The sequence below is a fragment of the Aquabacterium commune genome, from assembly GCF_004362855.1.
Taxonomy (GTDB): Bacteria; Pseudomonadota; Gammaproteobacteria; order Burkholderiales; family Burkholderiaceae_C; genus Aquabacterium; species Aquabacterium commune.
Map to the genome: position 1 here is coordinate 21,185 of NZ_SNXW01000005.1, position 14,758 is coordinate 35,942.

The window sequence follows — 14,758 nt, forward strand, 5'->3', positions numbered from 1 at the left end:
TTAGTGGCTCACAAGCAACCGCTGGCGCCGGGAGTGGCATCCAAATGTGACGGTGCGGCCCGGATGGGCCAAGCGCTCATTCAGCGGTAAAACGCCTCGACCTTGCCCTTGAGCTTGATGGTCAGGCTGCGGCCTTTGCGGTCCACGGTTTTGCCCACGGGCACGCGAACCCAGCCTTCGCTGACGCAGTATTCCTCGACGTCGAAGCGCTCCTTGTCGTTGAAGCGGATGCCGATGTCGTGCTGGAACACGGCCGCGTTGTGGTGCGGGCTGCGCGGGTCGATGGAGAGGTGGTCGGGCAGGGCTGGGCGCTCGTCGGTCTGGCTCATGGTGTGGCTGGCGGTAGGTGCGGCACGCGGTGCTGCGGGGGTGGGCAAAGGGGGTGCCGTTGCCGGCAAGGGCGCCAGTGTAGGGGACACCAGGGAACGCAACCAGGGCGCCTTGCCCTGCGCCGCTCAGGCCAGGGTTTTGGGCGGGTTGCCGGACTCGGGCGGGCCGCCGCGGTGGGATTTGGTCCAGTGGTAGTCCGGCGGGGCGTCGCTCACGCCAGCCTGGCCCACGCTGTCGCCCAGTTCGGTGTTGATGACGACGTGGCGGTTGCAGGGCTGGCCGTGTGCGTCACGTGCCTTGCGGCGCGCCTCGGCGAAGGCCAGGGCGGCCATCAGCTCGGCGTCGGCGAAGGGCTGCACTTGGGGCCCGTCGGGCGTCAGCCAGTAAACAACGATGCTCATGGTGGTGCGGGCATGGCCCGGTCAAAAGGGGTGGCAAGGGCGTGGCAGGGCCAGAAACGGGGTGCGCAATCGGTCTTTTTCCACACAAAGGCCCCGGCGCACGAGGGATTACCATCGGCCAGAGGGCATGGGTGTCCTGTTCAACGAGCAGGCCCGACGCGCATGCCTCACGCCCACGTCGCCCACCCGACACCGCCGAACATCCCACGCAGTCCCGCCATGTTGCTTCGATTTTGCCCCGTCCACGCGCCCACAGCCCGGGGAGCCCGAGCATGACCGAGTGGCACGCACACGGTGAGCCGGACCCCGGCATCGACCCCGACATCCGCTTGCAGCAGATCCGCGAAACCTTCGTCGATGACGTGCTGCGCGGCCTCGTGTGGCTGGCGCTGTGCATCCTGGCGGTGTCGTTCTGGCGCAATTTCCTGGGCCCATCCAGCCTGCGCTGGCCGGCCGCCTTCGCCATGGTGGCGGTGAGCACGGCCTCGCTGTGCACGCTCTTCTTGCGGCGCAAGCACCTGTCTTACCGCTTCAAAGCAACGGGGCTGTTGTGCGTGTTGTTCCTGACCGCAACGGGAGGGCTGGTGTCCTTCGGGCAGGCCGCGCCCACGGGCAATTTCTTCGCCATGGGCTTTTTTGTCTCGGCCGTTCTGTTTGCGCGCCACACCGTGTTCATGCTGATCGGTGGCACGGCGCTGGTGATCGCCTGTGCGGCGTTTGCCGCGCTCTCGGGCCTGCACACCGTGCCCATCAACCTCAACGCGGTGGCGATGCAACCCGTGGTCTGGGTCAACCTGATGCTGACGCTGGCGCTGTCGGCTGGGGCCATCGCCACGGCCATGGGCTCGTTCATGCGCGCCATGCAGAGCCTGCTGGAGGACGTGCACCGTCAGCAAACCGAGATCAAGGCGCAGCGCGACCAGATCCGCCACCTGGCCACCCACGACAACCTGACGGGCCTGCCCATCATGCGGCTGGCGGTGGACCGCAGCCACCAGGCCATGGCCCACGCGCGGCACAGCGGTCAGAAGATCGCGTTCATGTTCCTCGACCTCGATGGCTTCAAAGAGGTCAACGACCGCCACGGCCACGAGGCCGGCGACCGCGTGCTGCAGACCGTGGCCGAGCGCCTGAAGTCGGCCGTGCGCTCGGCCGACACCGCCGCGCGCATCGGTGGCGACGAGTTCGTCGTCATCCTCAGCGACCTGAGCCACGCGCATTTCGCGGGCGATGTGGCTGAGAAGATCTTGCGGGCCATCGGCGCGCCCATCGCTTACGACGGGCATGCGCTCAGCGTGGGCGCCAGCATCGGCATCGCGATTTTCCCGGACCATGCCGAGGACCTGGATGCGCTCAAGCGGGTCGCCGACCGGGCGATGTACGCGGTCAAGGCCTCGGGCAAGAACCGCTACCAGTTCGCGCAACCGAGCACCCAAGCCAGCACCCAACCCAGCGCTCAGCCGAGCGCCTTGCCCATCCAGCTGCAGGCCTGAGGGCGGGGCAGCTCAGGCCAGCGCGTCACTGGGTTGTGTGGCCTTCCAGATGCCCGACGCGAACGAGGTGTCACTGGACTGCATGAGCAGCCAGTTGAGCAACTGCCCGTGTGTCATCGGCTTGGCGAAGAAGTTGCCCTGCAGCATCTGGCAGCCGGCTTTGCGCAGCCAGGCCACCTGCTCCAGCGTGTCCACGCCCTCGGCCACGCTCTTGACGCCCAGGCGGTTGGCCAGGTCGATCATCAGCTCCAGCAGGGCCGGGTTGAAGTTCGGTTGACCGATGGCCTGCACGAACATGCCATCGATCTTGAGCTTGTCCACCTTGAGGTCGAGCAAGCGGCCCATGGACGAGGTGCCCGAGCCGAAATCGTCGATGGCGATGCGGAAGGCCAGCGCCGACAGCTTCTTGAGCGTGGCGGTTTCCTTGCCGGCCTGACCGACCATGGCGGTGCTCTCGCTGACCTCGAATTCGATGTCGGAGGTGCTCAGGCCGTGGCGTTGCAGCGCTTCCTGCACGTCCTCGACCATGGCCGCGTCGGTCAGCTGGCGCAGCGACACGTCCATGCTCACGTAGGGCAAGGCCAGCTGCTGTTCGCGCAGGGCCACGAGGTCGGCACAGACCATGTCGATGACGATCTTGCCCAGCGGCACGATGAGGCCGCTTTGCTCCGCGACCGGGATGAATTCTTCGGGCGGCACCATGCCACGCGCCGGGTGGCGCCAGCGCACCATGGCCTCCACGCCGCGCACGCGGTCGAAGGCGTCGAACTGGGGCTGATAGACCATGAAGAACTGGCGCTCGTCGATGGCGTTGCGCAGGTCGGCCTGGACCTGGGCGCGACCGCGCGCAGCGGCGTCCATCGAGCCGTCGTAGAACACCAGGCGGCCGCGACCGGTGCGCTTGGCTTCGTACATGGCCAGGTCGGCGCGGTGCAGCATTTCGCCGAGGTTGAGCTCGCCGCGCTTGAGCATGTAGGCGCCGATGCTCAGGCCCACCCACTCCTTGACCTCGCCGATCATGATGGGCTTGGAGACCTGCTCGATGAGCACGCGGCAGATGGTTTCGATGGTGGCGCGCGAGGACACGTCGGTCAGCAGCGCGGCGAACTCGTCCCCGCCGAGGCGGCCGATCATCACGCCACCGCCCAGGGTGTAGCGCAGGCGCTGGGCCACGGTCTTGAGGACCAGGTCACCGGCGATGTGGCCGTGGGTGTCGTTGATGAACTTGAAGCGGTCGAGGTCGAAGTACATCAGGCAGCCATCGGTCTCCATGCGGCCGATGGACTCCGCCTCGTTGTGGCGCTTGAGCGCGGACTCGAAGGCCACGCGGTTGAGCAAGCCGGTGAGCGCGTCGTTCTGGGCGACCTGGCGCAACTGGGGCTCGGGCACCATGTTCAGCGCCGCCTGCGCACCGCGCGCACGGCGCCAGACCCAGGCCACGCCGCCCAGCAGCAGCAGGCCGGCGCCCAGGTCGCACGCGGCCGAGACCAGCGCCGGGCGCAGGTCGAAGCGCACGCTCACGAGGTCATCGCGCACGCGCTGCGAGGACACGGTCGCGCAGCCGGCGGGCCAGCCCAGGGTCGCCGTGCAGCGGCCTGCGGCGAGCAACGCGCTGGCATCGGCCATGGCAGGCTGGGCCGCACGGGCATAGACCGCGCGGCAACGCTGCTCGCGGCAATGCGCCACGGCGAGCACCTCGGTCTGGGGGTCCAGGGCCTGCGCCATGGCCCGCACCAGGGGCGAGGTGGCTGGGTAGGCCGCGTCGGACGGCGGCGCCTCGCCGGGCGTGGCGGGGACGGCGTCCGCGGTGGCTTGCCGCGCGTCAGCGCCGGTGGTGGCAACGGCGGTTGAGGTTGAGGTTGAGGCAGCGGCTGAGGCAGCCTGGGTGGCCTTGCGGCGCCCCGGCTTCTTGGCCCATGGGGCGGAGGCGGCTGCGTTGGCAGGGGCCGCGGACAGGGTGGTGGGCTGCGCAGAGGCCGGCAAAGACGGCGGCATCCCGGTCTCGGCAAGCGCCTTGAAGGCGTCGGCGGGGCCCTGCTCGATGAGCGCCATGGCCATGGCGCCGTGGGCCTCCGCCTGGCTGATGGCCTCATTCAGACGCGAAGTGAGCACCAACCCACACAGCACCAGCATGGCCACCAGGGTGACGCGTCCGGGCGTGAACCAGGCCGCTTTCGGCGCGGCTGCGACGTCCTCTGCGGCGTCTTTTGCGGTGGGAGAGGCGGCGGGCATGGGGGTGGGGTGACCAGTGGCCATTCGGCGAGTCCTGAGCGTCCCTGCGTGTGGGGACCATGCGGAGGTTTTCGGCCGCAGCGGCCTGAAATTGAGGCCGGCGCCGCGCTTGCCTTGCTGCACGCTTGCGGCACACTCGCGGCATGCCCACCCTGCACTGCCTGAGCTTCGACCTCAGCCTGGACACCGACGGCGTCCACACCTTCGACGCCCAAGCCGCGGCCGCGGTCGGCGCAGTGGCCGCCGTGGGCTCTGATGCCATGCTGGCCCAGATCCGGGCCGAAGTCCAGCAGGTGCTGGCCTGGGCCTCGGCGCATTTCCCCGACGGCCCTGGCCCGCTCGACGAGGGCTGCAGCTGGTGCCATGACGTGCAGGACCAGCGCGACGGCCCCGGCAGTTCCGACGGCGCCGACAGCCCGCACGGACAGTGGCACACCGTGAGCCTGTCGCTCAGCGGCACGCCGGCCTTCGGCGAGGCCTTCGCGCAGGCCTTTGCCAACGCCCTGGCCCAGTCACCGGACTGAGGGCCCGCGCCTCAGGCGCCCGGCAAGACCAGCCGCACCGGCACGGCCACGGGTTGGCGGTGCGCGGGCAGCACGCTGTCGCGGGCGCGCAGCTGGCCGCAACCCCCATCGACGTCCTGCCCGGCGGAGTGGCGCAGCTTGGTCAGCACGCCGCGGCGGTGCAGCCAGCGGGCCATCTCGGCGGCGCGCTCCCAGCTGGGCCGCTGGAAGTCGAGGGACTCGACCTCGTTGTAGGGGATCAGGTTCATCAGGGCGTACTTGCCGTGCAGCAGGCGCACGATGCCTTCGAGCTCGTCCTCGCCGTCGTTGATGCCGGCCAGCAGCGTCCACTGGTACTGGATGGGGTAGCCGGTGGCACGGGCGTAGCGCTCGCCGGCGTCCACCAGTTCCTCGGGCGACATGGGCGTGGCGCGGGGCAGCAGTTGCGCGCGCAGCGCCGGCTTCGTCGAATGCAGGGACAGGGCCAGCGCCGGCTTGACGCGCTCCCGCACCAGGCGCTCGAACACGCGCGGGTCGCCCACGGTGGAGAACACCAGGTTCTTGTGGCCGATGTTGCCCAGCGTGCCCAGCAAGTCGATGGCTTCGAGCACGTTGTCCATGTTGTGCGAGGGCTCGCCCATGCCCATGAAGACGACCTTCTTGACCGCCCGCCGCGTGCGCGCCAGGGCCACCTGCGCGACGATTTCGGCGCTGCCCAGCTGGCGCAGCAGGCCGTCACGCCCGGTCATGCAGAACACGCAGCCCACGGCGCACCCCACCTGGGAGGACACGCACAGGCCATCGCGCGGCAGCAGCACGCTCTCGGCGGTCTGGCCATCGTGCAGGCCCACCAGCAGGCGCTCGGAACCGTCGCTGCCGGGGTGGGCCGAGCGCAGCGTGGCCAAGCCCATGACCTCGGCCATCAGCGCGTCCAGGCCCTCGCGCACAGGCTGGGGCAGGAAATCTTCGGGGCGGCGCTTGCCGCTGCCTTGCGGCAAGGCCTGGGCCCACAGACGGAGCACACGCTGCTCGTGGAGGGGCTTGGCGCCGAGGGCGCGCAGGCGCTGGCGGATGTGTTCGATGCGCATGAGGCGCCAGTGTAATCAGGCCCAGCCGCCGGTTGGCGTCAGTGCGGCTTGCGCGGGCCTTTGAAGGCCTCGGGGCGGATGACGTTGCCATCTTTGTCGGCACGGGTGCGGCGGGCGCGCTGGATGGCTTCTTCGGCCAGGCGGGCGGCATCGTCACGGCGACTGCGCCATTGCCGCCAGTGCCACACGGCCGTGGCACGCACGCGCAACCATCCGGCCATGCGCCGCAAGGCGGCGTCCAGCGCGGCACGGTGGCGCACGGGCAGGCACATGCGCACCAGCAAGGCCACGCAGACCAGCACCACCAGGGCGGCAAACCACCGATTCGGACTCAGGAACATCGCAGCACTCGGCCAAACACCAGGGGCCCCCGGAACATCCGGGCCGGCACCGGCACATCGTAACCAATGCGGCGCGAGGCCGCACCCCCACTCATCGGGGCCCTGACGCGGCAGTGGGCCTCGTGGCCACCACGTTCATGCCCGCGGGCACCTCGCTGTCGTCCAGGTAGGCGATGGCCCCTGGCGTGTTGGCGATGTAGGCGATGACCTCCGCCACCGAGGCCAGCTCGCGCGGGGGCACGCCCTTGCCCACGTAGCGGCGCACCGTCCAGTAGGCGGTGTAGCGGTCTTCGTCCTGCTGGAGGTAGTCGTTGAGGAAGCGTTGCCGCATCAGGCTGCCAGGCGCCTGGTTGACGGGCAGCAGCGCCTGCCCCGCCAGCTCGACCAGGCGGCCGGTGTAGATGCGTTGCACCTGGGTGGCGTCGAGCTTGCGCACGTTGCCGTGGGCCACGATGACCACCGCGGCCGAGGCCAGGCCAGGCGCGATGAGGCAGCAACCCAGCATCAGCCAGGTGCGCAGGAAAGAAGGGGGGGAGCGCATCGTCCGGGCCTGCTCAGAAGACGACGCTGTAGCTCAGCGACAGCACGTTGACGCCGGTCTGGCTGAGGGTGCCTTCGGGCGGGTCGTCGGCCATGGCCGAGCGCCGGCCGATGCGGGTGTGCATCCACTCGCCCTTGATCTGACTGCGCGGGCTGAGGGCGTAGGCCGCGCCCACGCCCGCCGAGGTCTGGTCGTACACCGGGATGCCATCGGCAGCCGCCCGCTGCGCCACCGACAGGGCATCGCTGCCCTGCCCGGCCGAGGCCATCAGCGCCTCGGACACCTTGCGCGGTGCGCCCAGGGTCTGCAACCGCGCCAGGCTGACGTAGGGCGTGAGGTGGCCCAGCGTGTGCAGCACGGCCACATAGCCACCCACGGTGTTGGCGCCGAGGTCGGTGCGGCTCTGGATGTTGCGGGCGACTTCGGTCACCACGCGCCAGTTCGGGGCGACGCGGGCGTCCAGGCTCAGGTTGACGATGTGGTTGGTGATCGCGTCGGTGCTGCGGATGCCTGGCCCCCCCGGGATGTCGTTGGACACCTGGAAATAGCCAAAACCGGGGAAGGGGCTGACGAAGGGGTAGCTGCGCGGCAGGAGCTGGCCATCGCTGCGCTGCGTCACGGCGCGGATCAGGCCCACGCGCCAGTTCAGGGCCTCGCTGCGCCAGGTCAGCGCCGCGCCAAAGATGTCGGTGTGCACGGGCACGTACTGGGGTCCGAGCTCGCGGCTGTGGATGCGGTCGGAGATCTGGGCGCGGCCCCCGTAGGCATCGGCGCTGAGCTCGCCGCTGTCGCGCTGCCAGGTGCGCGAGACCGACAGGCCGGTGTAGTCGGTGGTGGGCGAGACCGCATAGGCCTCGGCGGGCAGGCGCGCGAAGGCGTAGGTCTGGCCCACATCGCGGTTCTCGGCGTTCAGGAAGATGGGCACGCGCTGCTTGCCAGCGCGCAGCAACCAGTCGTTGTCGGGCCGCCAGGACACGAAGGCCCAGGCCGCCTCGACGGCCCATTGGCGCTCGTGGCGGGTGGACGGCGCCAGCGTCAGCTGTGCCGTGGCCGACCAGTTGGGCGAGAAGCGCGCGTCCAGCTGCCCGCCCACGATGCTGTCGCGCCAGAGGGTGCCATGCTTGTCGGTGAAGCGCTGCCAGCGCCATGGTTGGTCGGAGATGGCGTAGCCGAGCGTGGCGAAGCCGGAGACCCGCACGTCCAAACCCGCCGCGCGCACGGCGGGCTGCACGGCTTGGGGCTGGGGCTGGGGCTGGGACGTTTGTGCCTGGGCGGCCACATGGCCCGCCCAGAAAGTCAGGGCGGTCAAGGCGGTCAAGGCGCTCAGGGCGACGCGGTACGGCTGGGTCATCCTCCGGGCTTTCTCAATGGTCGCGCCAGGTCTGGGCGATCTGCACGAACTGCGGCAGGCAGGCTTCCAGGGCTTCGACCACGCCCGGGTCGAAGTGGGCACCGGCGCCATCCCGGAGGATTTTGAGGGCCTGGTCGTGCGGCATCGGCGGCTTGTAGGGCCGCGCGCTGATGAGCGCGTCATAGACATCGGCCACGGCCATGAGCCGCGCCGACAGGGGAATCTGCTCGCCCGCCAGGCCTTCGGGGTAGCCGCTGCCGTCCCATTTCTCGTGGTGCCAGCGGGCGATGTCCATGGCGTGGCGCAGGTAGTGGGCGTCGCCGGCCATGCGGTCGGACGCGCGGCGCAGCATCTCCCAGCCCTGCATGGCGTGCTGGCGCATGATGGCCTGTTCCTCGGGGGTGTGGCGTCCCGGCTTGAGCAGGATGTGGTCGGGCGTGGCGACCTTGCCGATGTCGTGCAGCGGTGCCGAGCGCGCGATGTGGTCGATGGCCTCGGGGTTGAGCACGTCGAGGTGGCGGCCCTGGTCGAACAACCACTGCGCCAGGGTGCGCACGTACTCCTGGGTGCGGCGCACGTGGTGGCCGGTGGCCTCGTCGCGGAACTCGGCGAACGAGATCATGACGTGCAGGGTGGCTTCGCGCAGCAGGTCCACCTGTTCCAGGCGCTGCGCCAGTTCGGTTTGCAGCCAGGCGTTGCGGTCGCGCAGCTCGTCTTCGTAGGCCTTGACCTGCAGGTGGGTGCGCACGCGGGCCTGCAGCACGATGGGGTTGATGGGCTTTTGGATGAAGTCGGCGGCACCGACCTGGAAGCCGCGGGCCTCGTCCTCGGTCTGCGTCATGGCCGTCAGAAAGAGCACGGGGATGGCGCGGGTGGCCGGGTCGGCTTTCAGGCGCTGGCAGACCTCGTAGCCGTCCATCTCCGGCATCATGATGTCGAGCAGGACGAGGTCGGGGCGGGCGCGCCGCACCAGCTCCAGGGCCTTGGCACCCGAGGCGGCCAGTTTGACGCGGTGGTCGGCCTGCAGCAGACCGGCCAGCAGGCTGAGGTTGGCCGGGGCGTCGTCCACGACGAGCACGGTCGGCAGGGGTTTGTCGGCAAGGCTCATGAGGGGGTGGGCTCTGTCTGCACCGGGGCGCTGGTGCTGGCGGTCTGTGCGGCAGGCGTCATGGGCTGCAATTCTTGCAGGTGTCGGGTGGCGGCGTCGAAATCGCAGCGTGCCAAAGCGTCGTCAAGTCGCGCAAAAGTGGACGGCGGCAGCCACCCTGCGAAGGCAATGCGGTGGCGTTGCCACAAAGACAAGGCCTCACCGTCCGAATCGGCTGCGAGGCGGGAGAGCCGCTGCACCAGGGCGGCGTCGGGTGCGGCGGGCACCAGCGCAGGTTGCGGCAACGCGGCAGGCACCAGCACGCGCTCCAGGGCATCGACCAGGGGCACGACCGCATCGACGAGCAAGGCCACGGTGCGCTCGACCTCGGCCTGGCTGCCGCTGTCGCCGAGGCGTTCCAGGGCCTGGGCGCGCTCGGCCAGGGTGCCGTGGCCCACCGTGCGGGCCAGGCCTTTGAGGGTGTGGCCCTCGCGCACCAGCGTGGGCCGGTCGAGCACCTGCAGGGCCTGCGGCAGGCGCGGCAGCAGCTCGCGCACGTGGTTGACGAAGGCGTGCAAGGTCTGGCGGTAGAGGCTGACGTCGCCCGCGAAATAGGCCTCGGAGGCGGGGCGGTCCAGGCCGGGCACCTCGGGCCAGTCCTGCGCATCGGCTTGGCGCAGCCCACCCGAACGGGGCACGCCCGGCACGGCACCTGGCTCGACCGCGGATCCGGCTGCGGCCCGCACTGGCCCTGCGGCCGATGCGCCCGCCGCGGGCACGTAGGGGCTCAGGGTGGCGTACAGCGTGAGCGGGTCCAGCGGCTTGGACAGGTGGCCTTGCATGCCCAGGGCGAGGCAGCGCTCGCGCTCCTCGACCATGGCGTGGGCGGTCATGGCCAGCACCGGGGTGTCGCGCAAAGCCGGGTCCTGGCGGATGGCCTGGGTGGCCTGGTAGCCGTCCATCACCGGCATCTGCAGGTCCATCAGGACGACGTCGTGGTGGGCGCCAGGCTGGCGCAGCAGGTCCAGCGCCTCCTGTCCGTGCTGGGCCACCGTGACCTGCGCACCGCGGCGCGTCAGCAGCTCGTTGGCGAGCTGCTGGTTGAGCGCGTTGTCTTCGACCAGCAGCACGCGCAGGCCGTCCAGGCGCAGGCGCTCGTCCCGCACCGCCGGGTGCGTGGCCGAGGCACCGGGCGAGGTGCCCAGGATGCGCGCCGGCACCACCGGCATCTGGATGCGGAAGGCGCTGCCCTGCGCCGGCTCGCTGTGCACGGCGATGTGACCGCCCATCAGCCCCACCAGGCGCCGGGTGATGCTCAGGCCCAGGCCCGTGCCGCCGTAGCGCCGGGTGGTGGAGCCATCGGCCTGGGTGAACTCGCTGAAGAGGTTCTGCAGCTGGTCCTCGTTCATGCCGATGCCGGTGTCTTCGACCTCGACGTGCAGCTTGGCCTCGGTGGGCGTCCAGTCGCTCAGGCGCACGCGCAGCGTGACGTGGCCGTGCTCGGTGAACTTCACCGCGTTGGACAGCAAATTGGCCAGCACCTGGCCCAGGCGCAGCGCATCGCCGTGGATCAGGCCGCGCTCGCCGAGCAGCTCGGGCGAGACGAACTCGCAGCGCAGCGCGATGCCCTTGTCCTGCGCGCGCTGGCGCACCATCATCATCGCGTCGTTCACCACGCTGTCGATGCGCATGGGTGCCGACTCCAGCGTGAGCTTGCCGGCCTCGATCTTGGAGAAGTCCAGGATGTCGTTGATGACGCCCAGCAGCATGGCCGAGGCCGACTGCACCTTGCCCAGGTAGTCGCGCTGCTGCTCGGTCAGGGGCGTTTGCAGGGCCAGGTGGGTCATGCCCACGATGGCGTTCATGGGCGTGCGGATTTCGTGGCTCATGTTGGCCAGGAACATGGACTTGGCACGGGTGGCCGCCTCGGCCTGGTCGCGGGCCTCGCGCAGCTCCTGCTGGGCGCGGGCGCGCTGGTTGACGTCGTCTTGCACCGCGTGCGCCATCACGTTGAGCGTCACGCCCAGGGTGTCGAGCTCCTCGACCCACTTGTGGCGCCCGCCCGAGCGGGTGGCGTAATCGCCGCGGGCCAGCCGCCGTGCCACATGGCCCAGCCGGTCGATGGGGCTGAGCACGCGGGTGCGCACGATGTACAGCGCCAGCAGCAGGCCAGGCAGCGCGGCCAGGTCCAGGCAGATGGTGATGACGATGTAGCGGTCCAGCTGCGCCGAGGCGTGGCCGCGTTCGGCCGCGGTGCGCGCGTCGGTGATGCGGCTGAGCGTGGACAAGGCCCGCGCCAGCTGGGCCGATTGCGCCTCGTAGGCCGCCGAGTGCACCAGCTGGGTGGCGTAGGCCAGGTCGGGCTGGCCGTCGGACACATAGGCCTTGCGCTTGGGGTCGTAGAGGCCCTGGGTGGCGGCGAAGGCGACTTGCTCGGTTTTCTTGAGCTGCTCGGTGGCCTGCAGCACCACGGTCACGGCATCGCGCTCCTCGCCGCGGAAGTCGAGCTCTTTCATGCGCGCCTGCAGCGACAGCTTCGGCGCGCCCAGCGGCAAGGCATGCACCCGCAGGCCGGCGATGACCTCGTTCCAGTACAGGACCGGGTCGGTGCCCGGCGGCGGTGCCTTGCGGCCCTCGCGGATGGCCAGCATGTCGTAGTAATACAGCAGGTAGCGCGGCGCGCCCGAGCTCGTGTAGGCGCTGACCAGGCGGCGCAGCATCACGGCTTCGTTCTGCAATTCGGACACCAGGCGCAGCGTGTCAGAGCGCCGCTGCGCCGCCTGCTCGGCCGACAGGTAGGCCGTGCGGATGAGCAGCAGGAAGGCGAAGTTCGCCAGCAAGGCCGCCATCACCAGCACGAAGAACCACCGCGACACCGTCCTGAGCTTCATGGCCGCAGGCGCCTTTCCGTGTTTGAGCCAGATGCCGCATCTTCCGCGAAAGCCACGCTGGCCACCATCCGGTCTCGCCCTGCCTGCTTGGCCTGGTAGAGGTTGCGGTCGGCCACGCGCAAGGCCCAGCCGCCATCGCCCTGGACCACCTCGGCCACGCCCACACTTTGCGTGACCGAAAAACACTGGCCTTGGGCCTCGAAGGGCTCGGCGCGCAGCCGCTGCGAGATCTTCTCGGCCACCCGCTGCGCCCCGGCCAGGTCGGTGTCGGGCAGCAGCAGCACGAACTCCTCGCCGCCATACCGCGCCGCGGTGTCCACCTGCTCGCGCGTGTGCTGGCGCAGCAAAGTGCCGATGCGCGCCAGCACCTGGTCGCCCACCGGATGGCCCCAGCTGTCGTTGATGTGCTTGAAGTGGTCCACGTCAAAGAGCACCAGCGACAAGGCCTGGCCGCTGCGCACGTGGCGGCGCGATTCGCGCTCCAGCTGCGCCATGAACTCGCGCCGGTTGGCCAGCCCCGTGAGGGCGTCGGTGCGCGCCAGCGCCTCCAGCTCGCGGCGCCGGCGCCCCAGGGCGATCGCCAGCACGAACAACACGCCCGACAAGGGCAACACGCCCGTCAGGAAGACCACCCGCACCCACACGGCCCACCACGTCGCCAAGGCCTGGCCGGTGAACATGGGCTGGACCAGCAGCGGGGCATCGGTCCAGACCTCCCACTGGGCCAAAGCTTCGGCGGCCACGATGCTGACCACCGACAGCCCCCAGGCCCAGCGCAAGGCGCGCGGCACGAACAAGGCGCGCGAAACCACCACCACGTAAAGCAGCAGCATGGGGCTGGGGTTGTCCTTGAAGCCATGGCCCATGACCAGCCACAGCAGGCCCAGCGTGCCAGGCACCACGGTCAGTTGCACCAACCAGGGCTGGGGGCTGGCATCATGGCGGCGGCGCCAGCCCAGCAGGCCCATGCCGGCCAGCCACACCAGCAGCAGGGACAGGGCCCACAGCGCGCGCCCGGCCCAGCCAGGGCGGTAATGCACAGCCACGGCGTCGTCCAGCAAGGGGGCGCATTGCAGGCACCACAGCACCAGCAGCAAGGGCCAGACGCCCACCACGAAACCCGCGCAACTGGTGGCATCGCGCCGCTCGACGATGCGCCCTTCCAACCAACCCAGCCAGCGCGGCAGCCAGGCCTCGAAGCGAACAGCGAACCCGCTCATGCCGTCCCCCGTTCGCAACACGAGGCCAGGCACACGCGGTTGCGGCCCGCCGCCTTGGCGCAGTACAAAGCCCGATCGGCATCGCTCAGGATGCTGGCGACATCGTCGTCGTGCACTGCGCCCAGGCCCAGGCTGATGCCGATGCGCAGCGGTGTGCCGTCGCCCTGGAAGGTCTGCGCGGCCACGCGCTCGCGCAGGCGTTCGCACACGCGCAGGGCCTCGTCCTCGGGGGTGTCGGGCAGGATCAGGGCGAACTCCTCGCCGCCCAGTCGCGCCGGCAAGTCAGAGGGCGCACGCACCGAAGCGATCAGCAGCGCGGCCAGCTCGCGCAAGACCGCGTCGCCAGCGAGGTGGCCATGCGCATCGTTGACGCGCTTGAAATGGTCGATGTCGATCAGCACCACGCACAGCGGCCGGCCCGTGCGGTGCCGCCGGGCCACCTCGGCCTGCAGCACCTCCATGAAGCGGCGGCGGTTGGCCAGACCCGTCAGGCCGTCGGTCTGCGACAGGCGCATCAGGCGGGCGTGCATGCGGTCGAGCCGACCGAACAGCAGCATGATCAGCGGCAACAGCACGGCCGCCGCCGACAGCAGCACCGTGTTGCGCCAGACCGCGTAGCCCCACAGCGGCTTGCGGCCCTCGAAAATGCGCTCGGTCACGGCCGGTGCGTACGACCACCAGCCCAGCTGCACCCCGATGTCGTGCCCGACCAGCACGACCGTGCACACCACATAGGCGATGACCATGGGCCGCAAGGTGAACAAGAGCAGGCCGATGGCCAGCACGCCCAGCAGCACCAGGCCCGTGGGCGCGGTGAAGGTGCCCGCCAGCACGGCGATCACGGTGTAGGTCACGCCGATGGTCAGGCAGGCCAGCAAGGTGGTGCCCTCCACCGGTTCGGGCTCGCGGCGCAGCGGCCACACGTGCACGCCGATGCCGATGCTCAGCAGCGTGGCCACCACCAGCAGGCCTTGCAGCGCCAGCATCACCTCGGTGTGCACGGCGCCGCGGGTGCTCGGTTCGGCGATCACCCAGCCGTGGCCGAGCAGGATGAGGACGAAGAAGGGCGTCGATGACGCGATGGCCACCAGCACCCGCGTGGCGGGTGTCAGCTGATCAAAAACGCGCTCCGTCAAACCACGCATGCACAACCTGTTGCGAACCTCGACAACGGTGCCGACCAGGCGGCACCACACCGTTCCACGATGGAACCATCTTGGCCCGTTATCGGCCCGCCGTCCACAAAGTTGAACGCACGCCAGGGGCGCACACGAAGCTGC

General features: G+C 69.9%; 13 protein-coding genes. 2 read left to right on the forward strand and 11 right to left on the reverse strand.

Annotation, left to right across the window (positions count from 1 at the left end; translation table 11 throughout):
- Nucleotides 1-80 precede the first annotated feature (80 nt).
- The gene (locus EV672_RS09855; RefSeq protein ID WP_133608731.1) at nt 81-329 is read right to left on the reverse strand and encodes a DUF3297 family protein; all 249 of its coding nucleotides are present in this window, start codon (nt 327-329) and stop codon (nt 81-83) included.
- A 126-nt stretch (nt 330-455) separates the two neighbouring features.
- Nucleotides 456-731 (reverse strand): hypothetical protein, encoded by a 276-nt coding sequence (locus EV672_RS09860; protein ID WP_133608733.1) that lies wholly within the window; start codon nt 729-731, stop codon nt 456-458.
- A 272-nt stretch (nt 732-1,003) separates the two neighbouring features.
- Between EV672_RS09860 and EV672_RS09865 the strand changes: the two genes are divergently transcribed.
- Nucleotides 1,004-2,224: a GGDEF domain-containing protein gene (locus EV672_RS09865; protein WP_133608735.1), complete on the forward strand. Its 1,221-nt coding sequence runs from the start codon at nt 1,004-1,006 to the stop codon at nt 2,222-2,224.
- Between the two features lie 12 nt (nt 2,225-2,236).
- On the opposite strand, the gene EV672_RS09870 is transcribed toward EV672_RS09865, so the two are convergent.
- Nucleotides 2,237-4,456 carry a putative bifunctional diguanylate cyclase/phosphodiesterase gene (locus EV672_RS09870; protein ID WP_133608737.1) on the reverse strand — a complete coding sequence of 740 codons (2,220 nt, stop codon included), beginning with the start codon at nt 4,454-4,456 and terminating at the stop codon, nt 2,237-2,239.
- Between the two features lie 143 nt (nt 4,457-4,599).
- Between EV672_RS09870 and EV672_RS09875 the strand changes: the two genes are divergently transcribed.
- A complete protein-coding gene (locus tag EV672_RS09875) occupies nt 4,600-4,980 on the forward strand; it encodes a hypothetical protein (protein ID WP_208110752.1) in 381 nt (126 codons plus the stop codon).
- A gap of 11 nt (nt 4,981-4,991) precedes the next feature.
- Here EV672_RS09875 and EV672_RS09880 read toward each other — a convergent pair whose 3' ends face one another.
- From EV672_RS09880 to EV672_RS09915, 8 genes are all read right to left on the reverse strand, one after another.
- On the reverse strand, nt 4,992-6,047 hold the full coding sequence (locus EV672_RS09880) for an RNA methyltransferase (protein ID WP_133608739.1): 1,056 nt from the start codon (nt 6,045-6,047) through the stop codon (nt 4,992-4,994).
- Nucleotides 6,048-6,085: 38 nt separating this feature from the next.
- Nucleotides 6,086-6,388, reverse strand: coding sequence for a hypothetical protein (locus tag EV672_RS09885; RefSeq protein ID WP_133608741.1), 303 nt, complete (start codon nt 6,386-6,388; stop codon nt 6,086-6,088).
- Nucleotides 6,389-6,479: 91 nt separating this feature from the next.
- Nucleotides 6,480-6,929: a hypothetical protein gene (locus EV672_RS09890; RefSeq protein WP_133608743.1), complete on the reverse strand. Its 450-nt coding sequence runs from the start codon at nt 6,927-6,929 to the stop codon at nt 6,480-6,482.
- 13 nt (nt 6,930-6,942) lie between these two features.
- Nucleotides 6,943-8,280 carry a porin family protein gene (locus EV672_RS09895; protein ID WP_133608745.1) on the reverse strand — a complete coding sequence of 446 codons (1,338 nt, stop codon included), beginning with the start codon at nt 8,278-8,280 and terminating at the stop codon, nt 6,943-6,945.
- Between the two features lie 13 nt (nt 8,281-8,293).
- Nucleotides 8,294-9,388, reverse strand: a complete 1,095-nt coding sequence (locus EV672_RS09900; protein WP_133608747.1) for a response regulator — start codon at nt 9,386-9,388, stop codon at nt 8,294-8,296.
- Nucleotides 9,385-12,258: an ATP-binding protein gene (locus EV672_RS09905; RefSeq protein WP_133608749.1), complete on the reverse strand. Its 2,874-nt coding sequence runs from the start codon at nt 12,256-12,258 to the stop codon at nt 9,385-9,387. The genes EV672_RS09900 and EV672_RS09905 overlap by 4 nt, the downstream gene beginning before the upstream one ends.
- Complete coding sequence (locus tag EV672_RS09910; RefSeq protein WP_133608751.1) at nt 12,255-13,478, reverse strand: GGDEF domain-containing protein; 1,224 nt, start codon at nt 13,476-13,478, stop codon at nt 12,255-12,257. Before EV672_RS09910 ends, EV672_RS09905 begins: the two co-directional genes overlap by 4 nt.
- The gene (locus EV672_RS09915) at nt 13,475-14,623 is read right to left on the reverse strand and encodes a GGDEF domain-containing protein (RefSeq protein ID WP_133608753.1); all 1,149 of its coding nucleotides are present in this window, start codon (nt 14,621-14,623) and stop codon (nt 13,475-13,477) included. The genes EV672_RS09910 and EV672_RS09915 overlap by 4 nt, the downstream gene beginning before the upstream one ends.
- Between the last annotated feature and the right edge of the window lie 135 nt (nt 14,624-14,758).